Annotated in this window: 18 protein-coding genes, 1 tRNA gene and 1 pseudogene; 5 read left to right on the top strand and 15 right to left on the bottom strand. The window is 45.1% G+C overall.

Translation table 11 applies throughout. From position 1 onward, the window contains the following. The 6 genes from RIC07_RS27410 to trpS form a co-directional block, all read right to left on the bottom strand. A partial coding sequence (locus RIC07_RS27410; protein ID WP_446397285.1) for a PIN domain-containing protein occupies nucleotides 1-395 on the bottom strand: 395 nt, incomplete at its 3' end. Between the two features lie 45 nt (nucleotides 396-440). Continuing rightward, entirely contained in the window at nucleotides 441-1,646 is a 1,206-nt protein-coding gene (locus tag RIC07_RS27415) for a PDDEXK nuclease domain-containing protein (RefSeq protein ID WP_446397286.1), read from the bottom strand. 189 nt (nucleotides 1,647-1,835) lie between these two features. Then, nucleotides 1,836-3,455 carry a mucoidy inhibitor MuiA family protein gene (locus tag RIC07_RS27420; RefSeq protein ID WP_446397287.1) on the bottom strand — a complete coding sequence of 540 codons (1,620 nt, stop codon included), beginning with the start codon at nucleotides 3,453-3,455 and terminating at the stop codon, nucleotides 1,836-1,838. A gap of 327 nt (nucleotides 3,456-3,782) precedes the next feature. Then, nucleotides 3,783-4,688: a methylenetetrahydrofolate reductase gene (locus RIC07_RS27425; RefSeq protein ID WP_446397288.1), complete on the bottom strand. Its 906-nt coding sequence runs from the start codon at nucleotides 4,686-4,688 to the stop codon at nucleotides 3,783-3,785. Between the two features lie 101 nt (nucleotides 4,689-4,789). After that, nucleotides 4,790-4,963, bottom strand: coding sequence for a hypothetical protein (locus tag RIC07_RS27430; RefSeq protein WP_446397289.1), 174 nt, complete (start codon nucleotides 4,961-4,963; stop codon nucleotides 4,790-4,792). A 9-nt stretch (nucleotides 4,964-4,972) separates the two neighbouring features. Beyond that, nucleotides 4,973-5,983, bottom strand: coding sequence for a tryptophan--tRNA ligase (gene trpS, locus RIC07_RS27435; protein ID WP_446379584.1), 1,011 nt, complete (start codon nucleotides 5,981-5,983; stop codon nucleotides 4,973-4,975). A gap of 528 nt (nucleotides 5,984-6,511) precedes the next feature. Here trpS and psb28 point away from each other — a divergent pair. From psb28 to RIC07_RS27450, 3 genes are all read left to right on the top strand, one after another. Then, entirely contained in the window at nucleotides 6,512-6,847 is a 336-nt protein-coding gene (gene psb28, locus RIC07_RS27440; protein WP_446379586.1) for a photosystem II reaction center protein Psb28, read from the top strand. Nucleotides 6,848-6,990: 143 nt separating this feature from the next. Then, nucleotides 6,991-7,494, top strand: a complete 504-nt coding sequence (locus RIC07_RS27445; protein ID WP_446397290.1) for a MogA/MoaB family molybdenum cofactor biosynthesis protein — start codon at nucleotides 6,991-6,993, stop codon at nucleotides 7,492-7,494. 79 nt (nucleotides 7,495-7,573) lie between these two features. Further along, nucleotides 7,574-7,646 (top strand) — tRNA-Glu (locus tag RIC07_RS27450). A 225-nt stretch (nucleotides 7,647-7,871) separates the two neighbouring features. Here RIC07_RS27450 and RIC07_RS27455 read toward each other — a convergent pair. From RIC07_RS27455 to RIC07_RS27495, 9 genes and pseudogenes are all read right to left on the bottom strand, one after another. Beyond that, nucleotides 7,872-9,665 (bottom strand): protein kinase domain-containing protein, encoded by a 1,794-nt coding sequence (locus RIC07_RS27455; protein ID WP_446397291.1) that lies wholly within the window; start codon nucleotides 9,663-9,665, stop codon nucleotides 7,872-7,874. A gap of 72 nt (nucleotides 9,666-9,737) precedes the next feature. Next, nucleotides 9,738-9,869 (bottom strand): hypothetical protein, encoded by a 132-nt coding sequence (locus tag RIC07_RS27460; protein ID WP_446397292.1) that lies wholly within the window; start codon nucleotides 9,867-9,869, stop codon nucleotides 9,738-9,740. Nucleotides 9,870-9,935: 66 nt separating this feature from the next. After that, nucleotides 9,936-10,703: a DUF1828 domain-containing protein gene (locus tag RIC07_RS27465; protein WP_446397293.1), complete on the bottom strand. Its 768-nt coding sequence runs from the start codon at nucleotides 10,701-10,703 to the stop codon at nucleotides 9,936-9,938. Continuing rightward, a complete protein-coding gene (locus RIC07_RS27470) occupies nucleotides 10,703-11,158 on the bottom strand; it encodes a DUF6978 family protein (protein WP_446397294.1) in 456 nt (151 codons plus the stop codon). Before RIC07_RS27470 ends, RIC07_RS27465 begins: the two co-directional genes overlap by 1 nt. Nucleotides 11,159-11,441: 283 nt before the next feature. Beyond that, on the bottom strand, nucleotides 11,442-11,666 hold the full coding sequence (locus RIC07_RS27475; RefSeq protein ID WP_446397335.1) for a type II toxin-antitoxin system MqsA family antitoxin: 225 nt from the start codon (nucleotides 11,664-11,666) through the stop codon (nucleotides 11,442-11,444). A 108-nt stretch (nucleotides 11,667-11,774) separates the two neighbouring features. Next, a pseudogene (locus RIC07_RS27480) lies at nucleotides 11,775-11,951 on the bottom strand (DUF4258 domain-containing protein); the annotation flags it as partial. Next, complete coding sequence (locus RIC07_RS27485) at nucleotides 11,933-12,103, bottom strand: hypothetical protein (RefSeq protein WP_446397295.1); 171 nt, start codon at nucleotides 12,101-12,103, stop codon at nucleotides 11,933-11,935. The pseudogene RIC07_RS27480 and the gene RIC07_RS27485, both read right to left, overlap by 19 nt. Nucleotides 12,104-12,143: 40 nt before the next feature. Continuing rightward, the gene (locus RIC07_RS27490) at nucleotides 12,144-12,728 is read right to left on the bottom strand and encodes a Uma2 family endonuclease (protein ID WP_446363910.1); all 585 of its coding nucleotides are present in this window, start codon (nucleotides 12,726-12,728) and stop codon (nucleotides 12,144-12,146) included. 30 nt (nucleotides 12,729-12,758) lie between these two features. Further along, nucleotides 12,759-12,884 carry a hypothetical protein gene (locus RIC07_RS27495; RefSeq protein WP_446397296.1) on the bottom strand — a complete coding sequence of 42 codons (126 nt, stop codon included), beginning with the start codon at nucleotides 12,882-12,884 and terminating at the stop codon, nucleotides 12,759-12,761. A 170-nt stretch (nucleotides 12,885-13,054) separates the two neighbouring features. Here RIC07_RS27495 and RIC07_RS27500 point away from each other — a divergent pair, with 170 nt between their 5' ends. Together RIC07_RS27500 and RIC07_RS27505 are read left to right on the top strand one after the other, a co-directional pair. Beyond that, on the top strand, nucleotides 13,055-14,146 hold the full coding sequence (locus tag RIC07_RS27500; RefSeq protein ID WP_446397297.1) for a hypothetical protein: 1,092 nt from the start codon (nucleotides 13,055-13,057) through the stop codon (nucleotides 14,144-14,146). 332 nt (nucleotides 14,147-14,478) lie between these two features. Beyond that, nucleotides 14,479-16,686, top strand: a complete 2,208-nt coding sequence (locus RIC07_RS27505; RefSeq protein ID WP_446397298.1) for a dynamin family protein — start codon at nucleotides 14,479-14,481, stop codon at nucleotides 16,684-16,686. The last annotated feature ends 163 nt before the right edge of the window (nucleotides 16,687-16,849 follow it).

Raw genomic sequence — 16,849 nt, forward strand, 5'->3', positions numbered from 1 at the left:
ATATGTCGAATTGATCTCTTAATTAGACGGTCATCTGTGGATAAAAATATATCGGCACAGCTTCGTTCAGCACTGGCGATGTGGGTGGCATCGTATCCAGAGAATCCTAATTGGACAAGTTCTCTAGAACGGTTTTCTATCCATTGGCTACTGATTACCTTAATTTTAGCAATGCTCAGGATTGCCTTGACGTTCTTGAGTTTTTCAAAATCGGGAGTTTGAGCGAGTTCTGCATCTAAGGCGGCGCTAGTGATAAGTTTCCATTGTCCTGATTGGCATTGGCTCAAGATAGAGAGAATGGCTGGAGTTTCTAAGGCGATTCTAGACTGGGTTTGGTCGTCAAATGGGCGATTGAGGCAGCAAGCATCTAGATAAATTCTGTAACTTTCACTCATAAATCTGATAGCCTTTTTTTCTTACCTCCAGTAGGTCATAATTGATCAATTATCATCCTCCTCCGGTAACGCTGACTCTAACAATCGCTGCCAATCCTCATCCGTTGGTAGTAGCCCCTGATATTCCTCCGGCACCTGTGGGTAAAGCTGGTACGTCGCCACCCCAATCGGATTCGTCTTTGACTTCAGGCTAAACTCTACCTCTAGCCTATCCTTCTCTGCACAGAGAATAATTCCAATCGAAGGATTGTCATCCGAGGCACGTTCTTTCTCATTCAACACCTCCAGATAAAAATCCATCTTGCCTGCATATTCTGGGCGAAAGCGTCCGGTTTTGAGATCAATCGCCACCAAACATTTCAAAAAGCGGTGGTAAAATAACAGATCGAGAAAATACTCATTCTCTCCCAACGTCAACCGATACTGACTGCCAATAAAACAAAACCCATAACCCAACTCGATTAAAAAATCCTTGAGTCGAGCAATCAAATTTCGCTCCAACTCCTGCTCGTGAACCGCCTGCGTCAAGCCCAAAAACTCTAAACTGTACTGACTCTTTAGCGTTTCTTCAGCTTGTTCTGCCAAATATTCCGGTAACGTTGTCGAAAAGTTATGGCTTTTGTCTTGCAGGCTCACCTCATAGGCACCTGCTTTAATTTGGTTGAGCAGCACATTGCGCGTCCAACCTAACCGAGCCGTCGCTTCCAGATAATAATAGCGAGCCGCCTCATCCTTAATGCGCTGCATAATCAAAATATTATGACCCCAAGGAATTTCTGCAACAAGCTGTTTCAGAAATTCAGGTGCTTCAGCATAGGCTTCATAAAACTGCTTAATTAACCACAAATTGCGCGGCGAGAACCCAGTTATTTGAGGAAATTCAGCCTTGAGGTCAGCCGATAGCCGTTCTACTACAGCTTTACCCCATCCTAATGCCTCCTGTCGCTCTACAATCAACTGCCCCAAAGACCAATACAACCCAATCAGTGAGCGATTAACCGCCCGCGCTGCCTCAATCCGGCTTTGCATGACCTGAGTTTTGATTTCCTGGAGAAAATCCTGATAAGCACGATCAAAAGAAGGTTTAATGGTACTCATAATTAGGGTCTGCTGAATCCCTCTTGTGGTGGGGAGAGGCAATAGGCAATAGGCAATGGGCAATGGTTTCAACCCTCTGTCGAGGGAAAATTCGGCGCTGAGGTCGGCAAAAATTCCAGGATGCAAGACGGTTATAGTGTAAAAACCTTGCACTTTCTTGACTCGCTTCCACCAAATTCAGACTGTAGCCTAATATAGCGCTACGCGCTAGGCTTTCTTGCAATAGGCAATGGGCAATAGTGAAGAAAAACACTTACCTTACAAGGGATTGAGCGATTTAAATTTTTCTTCTTTTGTCCTAACGTGTGTGCGTAGTGCTATAAGTCTTAATTAATTTTATGGCTAAACATCCAATCCGATCACCCTAAATTCTGGCAAATACTCCACCGTAAACTGATAGGACAACTCCTGACAAGCAAGAGAAGGCAAAGTTAGTAACCATTCCAACACACCCAACTCACCGATTTCCAGATGAGGATTAGCATCAGTCAGCCGAACTTTGAGTTGGGAATGACAACTCACCGGGAGTTGTTCCATCACCTTAACCTGTGCATCTTGCTCCCGTGAATTCGCCACCGTTAACCGATACCCATACGTCACCGCTTCCCGCTGCTGATTGCCTATCAACTTCTTATCTACTTGTCGTTCCACCAGATACCGCTCAATTTTCAGCCCATCGTCCACGCCTAAATCGAGTTGAAACTCTTGCCCTGGGGCAATATTCGGGATTTCGCTAGTGCCAATAAACGTATTATCGCGAAAGATGGTAATCTGTCCCGGTAATAAAGTAACGCCATTCAACGGATTCGTCACCGTTGCTTTCAGGTAAGCAAAATTAAGTTGGCGCGATATCGCCACATATTCAGCCCTACAGGGATAATCATCTCTGTGGAAAATGGCAACCTTATGACTCACCCCGTCACTGGGAATCGTTGCTTTACTGTCAAGGGTAAAGGTAACAATACCCTTTTGTCCCGGCTGTTCCCCCAGTTCCTTTTCGGCTCTCAACCGCTCTAACTCTTCATCTATCGACGGTTCAGGTTCTGGCGCTATCCCCGCAAAGGGCATATTCATCAATGTAGGGCGGGGTGAGGTATGTTCCTTTGGAGTTGTGGTGCGATTCGCCAAGGCGTTAGACTGTTGCAAATCAATATACCAGGGTGTAATTGGCGGAATTTGTCGCCCTACTCCAGGCTGAGCGGTGGAAAGGGTAAGCGCTACACCTAACCAATCCTCACCTGTGTTTTGGGTAATTTGAGCCAGGTAACTGAGTCTGGCGGTTTGCTGGCTATCTTGCCAATGGACATCATAGACGGGTTCCCAACTTGCCCCCTTAACTCGGTAAGAAACTAAGAGCGCCAATTCACCCGCCCCCGCTGGTTCTAGGGTGACAATAATATTAAAGCTGTCATGAATCTGGGGCGTAGAGAGCTGCTGAAACTGCCCTCGCACCGCCTGCAACTGAGTGTTAACCTGTTTCTGCTCCTGATCCTGTTGCGCGATCGCACCAGATAAATTCTGCCACCGTTCTCCCACAAAATCCAGCAATTCCCCGATTTGAGTTAAGTTGAACGGTTCAGGGTTTTGGGATTTTGTCAAGCGTTCCAGATACTGATTACCTAAATTTTTGATAAAATTCCGCTGTAAATTCAGCAACGTCAGCATATCTTGTCCCTGACGTCTTTGATCTTCTAACTGACCAATTTCTTCAGACAGTTGGCTAACTTTGGGGTGAGTCGCTTCACGAGTAGTGGTTTGTTCCGTCCGCACCTCCAATAACTGCCCCCCTGCATGACCCGTACTCGACACCTGAACGGACTCACTCAGCAGGGTTACGGGCAAATTAGCAATCACCAGTTCCCGTTCCTCACCCGTTAGCTGTACAACCCCTCGGCGCGTGACTAGCGCCTGGTTATCATACACTGTAACGTTACAAATTTCGGTATCTACCGTCTTATTCATCCGTTCCTTTGTCCTCAAATCAAGCTCCTAACCTTAGTTCAGAGCTTGAATATAAACCCAAAAATTAAACGTCAACATCCTTGCTGTTCAAGAGATGATTTTTGACGTTTTAGCTACACCTGATTTATCCTCATTCCCAGTCGGTCAATCAGGACATTGCCTGGAAGGTGAGCCATTGCCCACTCTATCAGCCAATATCTCCTGACGAATGCTGAAAGACCTACTCTTAACCACGATTACTGTCTCTTTCCCTACTCCCAGACGTGCCATGGCACATCTAGAACATCGCGATCGCAACCGAAAACATTTCGGTCTATGAAATTCATTTTACCGATTCAGAGGTGGGATTTCCGCTAAATCCAGAATCTGGGGAATCAAATCTTCTCGCTTAATCACCATAATATGCACACCCTGACACAATTGTTTCGCGAGTTTGATTTGTTCAGCGGCAATTTTCATCCCTTCTTGCAGGGGATCGGTGGCTTCTGCCAGTCGATCAATAATTGATTCGGGAATATTAACACCGGGAACATATTTATTCAGAAATCGAGCATTTTTCGCCGATTTAATCAAAAATATCCCCGCTAAAATCGGCTTATCGGTGTCAGCCGCAATCTTATCCATAAACTTTTCCAGCCGCTGGAAATCAGCAATCAGTTGACTCTGGAAAAACTGGGCACCCGCTTCTAGTTTACGCTCAAACCGACGTTGTAATCCAGACCAACTTTTTAACTGAGGGTCAACAGCGGCTCCAGCAAATAACTCTGTATTGCCATCCGACAATGGCTTGTCGTTAGCATCGAAACCGCGATTGAGTTTACTGATTAGCTGGAGCAAACGTACTGATTCTAGATCAAAAACGGGCTTGGCGTCAGGATGATCACCGACTTTTACCGGATCGCCAGTTAGGGCAAGAATGTTACGAATGCCCAAAGCCTGCGCCCCCATCAGATCCGCCTGTAACCCCAATCGATTGCGATCGCGGCAAGCCATCTGACAGATCGGTTCTATCCCATGTTGGACTAAAATAGCGGCGGCGGCTAAAGAAGACATCCGCAACACTGCCCTAGATCCATCGGTAAGATTAACCGCATGGACACGATTCTTTAGTGGTTTTGCCAGATTAATCATCTGACTGGCGTCACCTCCCTTGGGGGGGCTAACCTCTGCCGTAATTAAGAATTCCCCTGATTTAACGGCGTCTCGGAATGAGGGTTTAGTAAGGTTTGTCATTTCTTATTTGTTATTTGTCATTTGTTATTTGTCATTTGTTATTTGTTATTTGTCATTTGTCATTTGTCATTCGTCATTTGTCATTCGTCATTTGTCATTCGTCATTTGTAATCCGCTCCCCCTGCTCCCCCTGCTTCCCCTACTCCCCCTGCTTCCCCTGCTTCCCCTGCTCCCCCTGCTCCCCCTGCTCCCCCTGCTTCCCCTGCTCCCCCTGCTTCCCCTGCTCCCCCTGCTTCCCCTGCTCCCCCTGCTTCCCCATCTCCCAGACGCGCCATGGCACGTCTCTACAGAGGTGTAGAATACCCCATAGCTGCCTTGACTCTAGATAGGGTTGAGAGAGCGATCGCTTCTGCTTTCTCGCGCCCTTGACGTAAGACTGACTCTAGATAGCCTTTATCGTCCATAACCGCTTGATAGTTCTGCTGAATTGGTTTGAGGGCTTCAATCGTGGCTTCACTCAACACCGTTTTGAACTGTCCCCACCCCATATCCTGACATTCGGCGGCGACGGCTTCCTGGGTTTTCCCCGAAAGTAGGGTATAAAGGGTGAGTAAGTTATGACACTCTGGACGTTCAGGATTGTCAAATTCTAGCCCCTTAATCGGATCAGTTTTACAGCGCTTAATTTTCTTTTGTATCTCCTCTGGAGAATCCAGTAGATTAATCCGACTCATTTCCGAGGGGTCAGATTTGGACATTTTCTTTGTGCCATCCGTGAGACTCATCACCCGCGCTCCTTCTTTGCGGATCAAGGGTTCTGGCAGTTTCAGCACGGGCTTTTTCTTGCTGCCATACTGGTCATTAATCCGAATCACAATATCACGAGTCAGTTCGATATGTTGCTTTTGGTCTTCTCCTACGGGTACTAAGTCCGCATCATACAGCAAAATATCGGCTGCCATCAGCACCGGGTAATCCAGTAAACCCGTACTAACATTTTCGCCCTGCTTCACCGCCTTTTCTTTAAACTGAATCATCCGTTCCAGCCAATTGATTGGCGTGACGCAGTTAAACAGCCAGGTAAGTTCACAGTGAGCGGGGATGTGAGATTGAACAAAGATGGTGGAATCGTTCAAATCCACGCCACAGGCTAGATATAGCGCCGCGATCGTGTAGGTATCGGCGGCTAGAGTTGCTGGATTATGGGGAACCGTAATCGCGTGTAAATCGACGACGCAAAAGAAATTTTCATACTGACTCTGGGCTTCTACCCAATTACGGATGGCTCCGAGATAGTTACCCAGGTGAAGATTTCCAGTTGGTTGAACTCCAGAGAGAACGCGCTTTTTGCCCATTGATATTTAAGGATTTGTCCAGCAAAGGTGGCGATAGTCCCAGGCTTGTACCTGCTTTCGGGTCAAGCGCTGGAGGAATCGCCGTGAAACGGTGCAGATTTTTGGCAGGAACCTGAAAAACCTTCTCCTCTAAGGGGGGTAAGGTGAGCCAGGATTTACCGAGCTACGCTAACGCCAATGAGAGAGCGATTGATAATTTTTTGATGATCTGCTCTATCAATTTTGCCATTACCTCGGTCGTTATGGCAGGAAAACGGTATTTTTTTGTTAATTGTAAAGTTTTTGCTAAAATCACTATGAAATCTAAACGCCAAAATCGCTTGCTGTTCTCAGGTAGGACTAGATGGGCGGAGATTAAACAATCGGTGATCAGTGTCTGGACGCTCAAGACGCAGCAGTTCCTCGGGGTTGGACGTAGAACTGGATTCACACCTTGAGGAAATTTCCAACTCCAGTCGTTGTGCAAATGGCAAGCACGGCTGATCATTCAATTGGTGATAACCTTCTTAAATTTTGATTGAACGGCTCATGGCTAAAATTCAATTTATTAAAGGCATTGACGAAGAAGTTGTACCTGATGTGCGCCTGACTCGCTCTCGTGATGGCAGCAATGGTACGGCAACATTTTATTTTGATAATCCCAAGGCGCTTAATGGCAACTATGGTGAAGAAATAACAGGTATATACCTGATGGACGAAGAAGGAGAGCTGGTCAGCCGAGAGGTTAAAGGCAAATTTGTCAATGGACAACCGACGGCATTAGAAGCAATTGTGATCATGAAATCGCAAGAAGAATGGGATCGTTTTATGCGTTTCATGGAGCGCTATGCTGAGGAGAATGATTTAGGATTTAGTAAGTCTTGATTCTCCCACTGCTCAAAGGATGAGTAACTCAGTGGTATTCTTGTGGGCATTGAACCTGTAGATCTCAATTCTTTGGGATCTACGGGACTTTAGTCTCAGATGCTAGCTTAGATATCCCCTGGATCAGCCTAAAGACCGCCGATATGACTCATCAGCCTCATCCCGATACAGGCTCAAGCTCGATCGCTTGTGCTGTGGTAACTGTTAGTGATACGCGATCGCCCGACTCTGATCGCAGTGGTTCCTGCATCCAGCAATTGCTGTGTGATGCAGGTCATTCGGTTGTCGCTTACGAAATTCTTAAGGATGAACCGAACCAGATTCAGACGTATCTGCAAGTCCTCGCCCAGCGTTCGGATATTCAGGCGGTTGTGGTTAACGGGGGTACAGGGATTGCGGAGCGAGATACCACCTATGATGCCTTAGCGAGGTTGTTAGAGAAGACCTTACCCGGATTTGGTGAGGTCTTTCGTTGGCTCAGTTACCAAGAGATTGGCTCACGCGCGATCGCGTCACGGGCTGTCGCTGGAGTGTATCGCCGTAAGCTAGTTTTCTCCCTTCCTGGTTCTACGGGAGCGGTCACCCTCGCCATGGAGAAGCTTATTTTACCAGAGTTGATTCATCTGGTCACTCAGTTGGAGAAATAAATTTTCCCGATTAATTTTTTGGCTCAGGAGTTGACAAGCCCAAAAATGTTCGTTATATTTATTAAGGTCTGAGAAACAAGCCCCCATCGTCTAGAGGCCTAGGACACCTCCCTTTCACGGAGGCGACAGGGATTCGAATTCCCTTGGGGGTATTAAAAGATTAAAGGTAGAGGCGTTACAGGTAACGTCTCTACTATTTTTTTGTGTACTATTTTGGGCGTTGTGGCTTGGAACTGGAGTTTATACCAAATCCGCCTTTACAGCACTACGAGGTACGGAAAGGACATCAGTTAGTCCAAGAGGGAACAGGGAACAGGGAACAGGGAACAGGGAACAGGGAACAGTTCAGTTTAATTGTGTTCACCTACTTATCACGCCTACAATCCTGGTATCTCTGGCGTTTCCGGTGTTTCCGGGTTTTCTGGTGTTTCCGGGTTTTCTGGCGTTTCCGGCGTCTCTGGCGTTTCCGTCGTTTCCGGCGTTTCCGGGTTCTCTAGCTGACTGGATATAGTTTGAAACCGCTCAGGCGAACCCAGGGAGTAATCCTCTAGGCGAAAATCCCCAAAGGGTGTCTGTTCCAAGCGCGATCGCAAGGCTTCATCGACAATCACACCAGGGGTTTTATTTTTCACGCCGATAATAATAATACTACGTTGGTACGACGTAGCATCTTGATCCGGTAAACAATCGTCTCGGTTAAATTGACCCAGATTTAAGAGGCGATAGTTGTCCACCGAGGCAACATCCCGAAATAACTTTTTCGCTAACAGTTGGATTTGCTCGGCGCGTTGAAAGGCTCGCTGTTCTTCTCCCACGGGCGTTCCTTCACAAGAAGCGGTTCCCACAGAAATAATTTCACTGGGATTTTCCATCAAACTTTGTATCCCTTCATCCTCTAAATTTGACCGTAACGCATTAATAGGGATCATCTGCTGATTATAGTTAACTTGAAACGTACTCCCCAGTTTCCATTTATATTCCCGCGACAGTACCGCCACACTAAATTCAGCCGTTCTCCCTTCACTATCGGCTCCCTCCACGTAAGGAAAATAATCCACATCTCCCTTTCGTTGCGGTGCTTGCGCTGGGGTAAATATCCAAACCCATTGAGAATTTAACCCGCCTGAACCGATAATTCCAATCCCTAAAATAACCAGTATCGCTAACACTAAAATCACCACTTGCCAGCGCCCAGAGTGGCGTTCTGGGGCGGGTTCGGATTGAGGGAGGGGAGCGACTCCCACTCTCAGAGTTTCGGTTAATGTGGAAGTTTGGTCATCTAAGGTGTCCAGGCGTTGTAGAATAGCTTGGGCAGTTGGCGGGCGATCGCGAACCTGTCGCGCCATCAATTCATCGATAAACTGCAATAGGTTTGGGGAAATCCCGGTGGTATGATTCCGCCAGTTTAATGTATCCGTTTGAGCATCATACAACTGGCTGGGATGATGTCCGGTTAACAAAAAGACGAAAGTACGTCCCAAGGCAAAGAAATCCGATTGTCTTACCGCTTCCCCATTCATTTGTTCGGGGGCGGTATACCCGGATGAAATAACGGCTGTAATCCCGCCGCCAGCGCCTACTTTAGCTAGATAGGTGCGGGTAACTTCTCGCGCTGTACCAAAATCAATTAACACCAACTGCCCATCAGGGCGGAGCATAATATTAGAGGGTTTAATATCCCGATGCAGATACTGCTGATCATGAATAAGCTGTAGAATAATCGCAAGCTGTTTTAACCACGCGATCGCTTGCGCTTCAGAAATGGGTCGATTGTGCTGTTGTTCTAACCACTGCTCTAAGGTGGGTCCGTCTATCTTTTCCATCACCAAGCAGTGCAACCCCAAACTATTGCGCGTCTGATAGAGGAAGGAACTATCTACTTGCGGAATCCCCGGATGATTCAGTCGCCCTAATACAACCGCCTCTTGTTCAAACAATTCCACCGCCTTAGCGTCTTGGTTGAGATGATCCTTGAGAACTTTTAGGATTTTCGGTGTACTTCCTTCGTAGACTTCGTAGATATTGCCAAAGCCACTCTTATCACTAATCAGACGCATCACCCGATAACGCCCATTCAGCAGCAATTCTGAGCCACAGCTTTGACAGAAACGCTGATGCTCATTCTCTGAGGTGTCGGGTTTTGGGCAGGTTGGGTTAATGCAAAGGGGCATAGGTGGCGATAGAATAGCGACAGTCTCCCTATCTAACTATAAATGAATCGGGTTAAACCCCCTCACTACGGCTCAACAGCCAGGAGAATCCGCCACCACCTGTCCCACATCACCCATTCGTAGCAGCGCACGGCGTACCATTGGTGTAGGGGAACGGCAATACCCATCCGTGTCAACTTCAGACTTTGTATGACTAGCGCTCAAAGTTTAGATCCCCCTAAATCCCCCTTCAAAAGGGGGACTTTGATTACAGGGGTTTTCAAGTTGGTGTTAGCTGATTAGCATTTCTTTAAATTCTTCTCGCCTCGACCAATATGCAATATCAGATACTTTTTCTAAAAGGCGAATATTTTCTGAATTCCATACATCCAATCTATCATCAAACAATGAGATAAAGCGTGAATTACTTTCTGATTGTTTTAAGTAGCTGAGGTCAGACCAAGCACTAAAAACATTATCAGCTCTGTTATTCGCGACTGTCTTACTTCCTATACTAAGAACATTTATTAACGAATTATGTCGAGGAGGTTGGGTATAAAAATCTAATTTTCGAGAACGACCAGAGCTACCCGTGATTTTTTTGTCTTGTTCAAAAGGTATTTGTGCTTCTTTTAAGAATTCCACAATATCCTCAATAATTGGCTTAAATGCTCTTGTTTTAAAGGTAAACCAAATATCAGAAATTCTCAACGCTGCTTGAGATAAACGTGTGATTGCCGAAGCTAAATTTTCTTCTTTTTGTATCCGAAGTATAAGCATTCCCCGGGATCGCTCGATTCCATGAGTTAAGAGGGTATCTTGAATAAGGGTTTCTTGCTTCTCGGAACGCTTAGGAGATCTGGTTTGCATGTGCAACCAGCGTAGAGTTTCACCCAAATCTGTTAGTACATACTGTCCGTCTTTCTCTTTTAAAAAGAGATCAATTACGTCACCGTCTGGGTAGAGGTAGGGGGTGCGGATACGGATAAAGCCGTTGACGGTAGAGCAGGTAAACAGCTCTCCGATGGTTTTAGCTATTTCTTGGCAAACGGTAGACATCAGAGGAACAGATCCAACTGTAACGGTGGTGGTTCTTGCATAATTCCATTATGGGTGATGCTTGACTCTAAACAAAACTGCTGCCATACTGTGACTGGCTCAGTAATAAGAGCCGTTATGTCGGGTGGAACATAGGCTTTTTTATCTCGATAAAGTTCGTCCCAGCGATGCTTGTGTTTTTCTCCTACTTGTTCGCCATCGGGATTTTTGTGGTCTTGCCCTAAATCTAAGCCATAAATCCTACCAGCAGCTCGATGTATGATAACATAGCTAAGCTTCTGAGCAAATGCGTTATAGCTTCCTTTGATAGAAATTGGATAACCAGCATCCGAAACTACCTCTGCACGAAACTCTACAGCAGGAAAATGATCCTCATCATTATTCCATAAGATATCTCCTTCTATTCGTTTAGTTAAATCGCTTATTATTTCCTCAAATTCATTTTGAGATAGCATAAATGCCGCCTGTATAAACGGTATCTTTACTAAGATAAATCTAAGGGGGTGAAAAAATCAACTAAAAAGTAGATTATACGAGCAAGTTTAGCGGCTTATAAATGGGATATTAAGACTTCTAAGCAGTCTTGTAAAGCTTGTTTGTCATTAATTACTTTGATTGTCATCTTCTATCTCCAAAATAAAATTATCCTTAAAACGGAGGAACCTCATTTCCTTAATACTAGCCATATTAGCAACTTGCCCAGCCGCGCGATCGCACGCACGCTGACGCCATCTCTTTTTATGCTGCATAGCGGATAATTTCTACCTCTATCCCATTATTCACAGCCACCTCTGCTCGTTGTAGTACCTGCTCTGTAATCAAATCACTCAGATAATACTCCCCACAATTATCACAAACCTCTGCTGGTACCCGCTTGATCATCACAATACTTTCGTCTCGTTCTAGAGTCACAGTCACCAAACCAGCTTGTGTTTCGCCATGCTTACAAATTACACACCTCATTTTTTTATCTCCGAGTTCTAAAATATTTGTCCAAAGATTCGGATCAGGACGATAAGCCGTTACCACATATCCTGTATCCGTAGATTCATCATAGGAAAATACAACATGAATGGGTTTACCTTCGACAAAATACAATAAAAGATAACTAGGAAACGGCGTATCATCTAGATTTTCTTCTATCACTTCTCCATAAGCAACAACAGTTTTTACATCACCTTTACTAATCCGGCGCAGAAACATCTGTTGGATAGCATGACGTGAAAAAACTAGATTTTGACAATCCATAATTTATTGCTTAACACATATACCCCAATCCCTTCAAAGTATCCCGAATCTCGGCTTCTAGTTTGGCACTTAGGACAAACTTTTTCTCCAACTTCACCCTCAACCGTTCGTTCCATTAAACTATCTTGCCATCCCTCAGCCTCACGCCTCATAGCACTACAGCCTCACGGCATACGCGAATCTGTTCTTCCCTCATTCCCAACTCGACTCTGCACGTCTCCTGAGCAAATCCTCCACCGACACCTGACAATCAGGAAACGCCAAAGGTGCGATTAAATCCGACTCAGCCAACACAACGAAATTAGCATAACCCTCCACCCCTGGCTCCCGATACACATATAATTGACGAGCATTAACATCCAAAATCCAATACTCCCTAATCCCAGAACGCCCATAAGCCGGAGCCTTTAAATCCCTATCCCGCTTCAATGTCCGATCAGAAACCTCAATCAATAGATAAATTTCCGCTGGCGTGGGATGATGGTCTTCATAATCCAACGGGTCAGGTCGCACCACCGCCACATCCGGCTCAGGCTCTGAATCATCACTTAACCGCACCGGGTCTTGAAACCGCAGCAACACCCGATTTCCTAACCGTGTCTCCAGCAACCGTTTTATCCGAGTAATTGCCGCACTATGAAACGTCCCCTTCGCCGCCATCTGATAAAGCTGTCCTTCAATTAACTCCACCCGCTCATCCGGTGCCAGAATCCCAGCCTCTACCATGCGATGGTAATCTTGCACACTCAAGCGCCGAATTTCTACTGCAACCGTCATCGTTTTTATCTCATTCCTCCTGATCAATGTCTACCGAACATTATGACCCCAAGGAATTTCTGCCACAGCCTGTGGCAGATTTTGCCCATCCAATTCTGCCACAGGATTAGACAGTTCTTGTACCTGCTGGGTATAAGCCAGATAGCGCGATCGCACAATCCTCTATAGTGGTAGCATCATCGTGAGTCAGCCCCTGGCGTGGCAGGAACCGAAGTATCATTAACAGTCCTATTGGAAAATCTTAATAGGAGTAGCAACTCCTGTAGACTCTGAACAGATTCAATCAGTATCCTACAAGTCCAACGGTGCAGTTAGTTTGATAGTCTATGTCTACTTCATATAATTTTGCTGATGCTCAGCAATTGCTCATAAAACCATTCGAGAGACTCAAATTTGTCATTCTTTTTATACTGATTACGGCATTGAGTCAAGTTGCCGCTTATTTCGTTGAATCTCAGCCCGCCTTTGACCTTCTCTGGGAACAAAGTCAACTGCAATATGGAGTTGTGATTGGACTCATTCGAGGTACGCTAACAGGAGCGGCTCAATGGTTTATTCTTCGCAAGTATATATCAGATTGGAAATGGATTTTAGTCGTGGCTACTATGACGACATTTGGAAGCTGTATCCGAACAGCTTTGAATATGTGGCAAGAGTCCCTTTTTTTCTCTGGTAGTGGATTTACCACACAAATAATCCTAATTTATCTAGTTACCATTTTAATGGGAATTGGGACACCCTTAATTTATGGATGGCTACAGTGGTATGTTTTGCGCCCATATATTATTAATGCCAGATGGTGGATTTTTATTCCACTGATTGCAGGGCTAGCAAATATTTTTCTATCTGTCCTTGCAGGTTTACTCTACTATATGGAATTTTCTCCTGATGTCTGGCTACAATTCAATAGGGCTATTATTCACCCAACCCTACTGCCAGCAACTCAAGCTATTGGCTTTTGCCTGCTGAAGAAGAAATCTCTAAGTGAGCAGAGTCTACTTCATTCTCTTTTAGCTTTAGCCACTGATATTGCTGACTATTGGGACGTTAAAAAAATAGAAAAAATCCTGTATTCCAGTATTAAGCAAAGATGGAAAACGAATCTCAGCACATCTATCGGCAAACTAAAATATCTGGTTGGAGTTAACCGTAATGGCAGCATGATTATTTATGAACCCATCAACCCAGTTTCGAGTGACAATGTTGACCAAACTCCATTACCTGAATTAGCTAGCGATTCTAGTTGTGTTACTTGGGAAGACGAACATTTAACGGGCTTTGCTAAGTTTAAAGTTGTGTTTATTCCACCCGGTATACTTCAAATTTACTCTTGGAGAGGTATTCCTCTACTTTGGCTTGGGGTAGCTGTTTATGGAGGAATTATTGGGATTAGTATGTTGTCTCTATTGGTATTGTAAACTATAACACTTCATGATGAGTCAATCCCTGGCGTGGTAGGGGCGCACCGACGTGCGCCCAATGCTGACAAAAAACTGTAACGTTACCCCCCTATCGCCTGCGCCCCAAGCTGACGCCCAAAAAAACCATCCATTTACCTGATCATCTTTTGGGCAAACTCTCCAAATTCGATACAATTAAAACCATACCCTTGGGCAATGCCATTTTTACAGGTTTTAGCATTTAACCTGTTCATGCAGCCTTATCCCAAACTATTGGCATTCAGAACGTCAACTAAATAATTAATAAACCCAGTTTTCTATTCCTTATTCCCTATTCCCGCTAACCTATCATGTCTAATCGCGCCGAAACCCTAACCAAAATTATAGAACAACGCCAACCCTTGGTTCAGAGCATCGCTGATGTCGAGGAACATCTGAGAAATCTGACCAACTTGCTCCGCTCCCTAGATCAACGGCGTCATATCTTAAAGGATAAACTAGACCAACCCGAAGTGTGCGATCGCCTCACCCAAATCGACTTTTCCCCATTGCGCTTACAGATTAGCACGCAACTGGAGCAACTGCATCAACTTCGCGATCGCTTCTCCCGCCCTACCTTAAATATTGGCGTCGTTGGACTCATGGGTCAAGGAAAAAGTACCTTCCTCCAGAGTATCAGTGGACTCACCGATGATGAAATTCCCGCCCTCCGAGGCGGTGCTTGTACCGCTGTTCGCAGCACGATTTATCATCAACCCGGAGAACCCTACGCCGAGGTAACAGTTCATTCTGAACAGACTTTTTTACAAGAAGTCATTCAGCCCTATTATCAGGAATTAGAATTAGATCATCCTCCCAATACCATAGATGAATTTGCCGGAACTTTGCCAGAATTTTCGGGAACAGATGCGACCAAAAAGTCAATGTATGAGCATCTCAAAGAAGATTATCATAAACACTTACCCATGTATAGACACTTACTCCTGTCTGGCGCACCCCGAAAACTACCCCCCATTCCCAAAGAACGAATTCATGAATATGTCGCCCAACGCCGCTTTCCCCAAGGCGAATTAATTACCTTTGACCATTTAGCCGTTCGCGAAGTTAAAATCTTCTGTCCCTTCAAAAATTCTGATGTCGGTAAAATCGCCTTAGTCGATGTACCCGGTTTAGGAGATACTCGTTTAGGCGATGAGAAACTCATCCTAGAAACCATCGGACAAGAGGTGGATTTAGTAATTTTTATTCGCCGTCCCGATAGACTCCGCTATGGCTGGGAAAAACGGGATACAGATTTATACAATACCGCAGCCGAAGCATTAAACAATCTAGAGAATCGTTCATTTATGATTCTCAACCACGTTACCGGAACCGATGACAACATGGAAGCCTGTCAGAAACATCAAACCAGTATTCATGATAAACATATTGATGTCATCCGCTGCAAAATTGCCGATTGTGCTAATCCAGAGGAAACCAATGCCATTCTCGACTTAGTTCTCAACTATCTAGCCAATAACATCACCTACTTAGATGAGCAACATGCCCGCCTCTACCAGAAAAAACTCAAGGAACTGCAAATTTTAATTAATGCGGAACTAGAGAAAGCCCGTCTGGTTTGGTCAGGTGGATTAATTGTTGATGACATCAATGAACAAGCCAAGTTTTTGCGCCTATTCAATAAACTCTGGGCAAATCTAACGCGGGGGCTGGAAGAATTATTAGATCACCTGGATTTGGCAAAAGATCGCGATGAACAAGATATCTTTAAGCAACAGGTTGAAGCCATTATCCAAACCTGCAAAAGCGATACCGGAATTCCCACAGAGGAACCCCTCAACGAAATCATTGCCCGACGGTTTGAAGAAGGGGATTGGCAAACCACTTATGCCAAATATCTCCATGAAATCCGCAATCATCTCACCCGACATTTCCACGCCATGGACATGGGGTTAAAAGAGTATGTGGAACAGGCAAAATCTCAGGTAACTGAGGTACTGGTGAATCAAGGACAATTAAGAGAACTCACACCAGCCAAAGGGTCAGAGTTTCTGCAAGCCATGGCAGAACGGATTCCCGATAATTTAGTCCGACTTAAGCACGCTTTCCATACCCTATCAAATTTTGAAATGTCGTATAAAGCCAACTTTCACTATCGGATTCGCCCTCATTTAGATAATCTCAATCCTGATAAAACCAATCTGCGTTTATCTGCATCGAATGCTACAGAGTCGCGGGAGATTAAGGCACAGGAAATCTTCACCTATTTAGAAACATTACAAGAAGAAGCCGTGTTTAAATGTCAACATGCCTTAGAAAATTTTTATGGCGAACCCGGTCAAGCGGCGTTTGCTGAAGTTGAAGAGTTTGTTGATCAGGTGCTGCGAGCAAAAGACGTTAAAAATGAATGGCAAATCTTTCTGTTTCAAGAAAAAGATCAGGTTTGGTCGAAGGAATTTGGCGATAACCAAGAAGGTGATGATCGTCAGCAATGGCTATCGTTAGTGGATCAAGCAATAGCGGCTAATTCCCTAAAAAAACTCCAGTTTCTGAATTGATTTAGACTTGGCGCGATCAATTCGCTCGTAGTGAGCGCTTTAGCGCCTCCGTTCGTAGTGAGCGCTTTAGCGCCTCCGGGTGGCGATTCAAAAAAAGCAATCCGCTTTCATAAGAACTGGATTTCAGCGACTCGCCCCTACATCCTACATGAGATACACAGAC

The sequence above is a fragment of the Coleofasciculus sp. E1-EBD-02 genome, assembly GCF_040218245.1.
Lineage (GTDB): Bacteria > Cyanobacteriota > Cyanobacteriia > Cyanobacteriales > Coleofasciculaceae > Coleofasciculus.

Coding starts and splice junctions, on each gene's coding strand:
- RIC07_RS27420 (WP_446397287.1), bottom strand. CDS start 3,455: ATGAATAAGACGGTAGATACCGAAATTTGTAACGTTACAGTGTATGAT.
- RIC07_RS27425 (WP_446397288.1), bottom strand. CDS start 4,688: ATGACAAACCTTACTAAACCCTCATTCCGAGACGCCGTTAAATCAGGG.
- RIC07_RS27430 (WP_446397289.1), bottom strand. CDS start 4,963: ATGGCGCGTCTGGGAGATGGGGAAGCAGGGGGAGCAGGGGAAGCAGGG.
- trpS (WP_446379584.1), bottom strand. CDS start 5,983: ATGGGCAAAAAGCGCGTTCTCTCTGGAGTTCAACCAACTGGAAATCTT.
- psb28 (WP_446379586.1), top strand. CDS start 6,512: ATGGCTAAAATTCAATTTATTAAAGGCATTGACGAAGAAGTTGTACCT.
- RIC07_RS27445 (WP_446397290.1), top strand. CDS start 6,991: ATGACTCATCAGCCTCATCCCGATACAGGCTCAAGCTCGATCGCTTGT.
- RIC07_RS27455 (WP_446397291.1), bottom strand. CDS start 9,665: ATGCCCCTTTGCATTAACCCAACCTGCCCAAAACCCGACACCTCAGAG.
- RIC07_RS27465 (WP_446397293.1), bottom strand. CDS start 10,703: ATGTCTACCGTTTGCCAAGAAATAGCTAAAACCATCGGAGAGCTGTTT.
- RIC07_RS27470 (WP_446397294.1), bottom strand. CDS start 11,158: ATGCTATCTCAAAATGAATTTGAGGAAATAATAAGCGATTTAACTAAA.
- RIC07_RS27475 (WP_446397335.1), bottom strand. CDS start 11,666: ATGAGGTGTGTAATTTGTAAGCATGGCGAAACACAAGCTGGTTTGGTG.
- RIC07_RS27485 (WP_446397295.1), bottom strand. CDS start 12,103: ATGAGGCGTGAGGCTGAGGGATGGCAAGATAGTTTAATGGAACGAACG.
- RIC07_RS27490 (WP_446363910.1), bottom strand. CDS start 12,728: ATGACGGTTGCAGTAGAAATTCGGCGCTTGAGTGTGCAAGATTACCAT.
- RIC07_RS27500 (WP_446397297.1), top strand. CDS start 13,055: ATGTCTACTTCATATAATTTTGCTGATGCTCAGCAATTGCTCATAAAA.
- RIC07_RS27505 (WP_446397298.1), top strand. CDS start 14,479: ATGTCTAATCGCGCCGAAACCCTAACCAAAATTATAGAACAACGCCAA.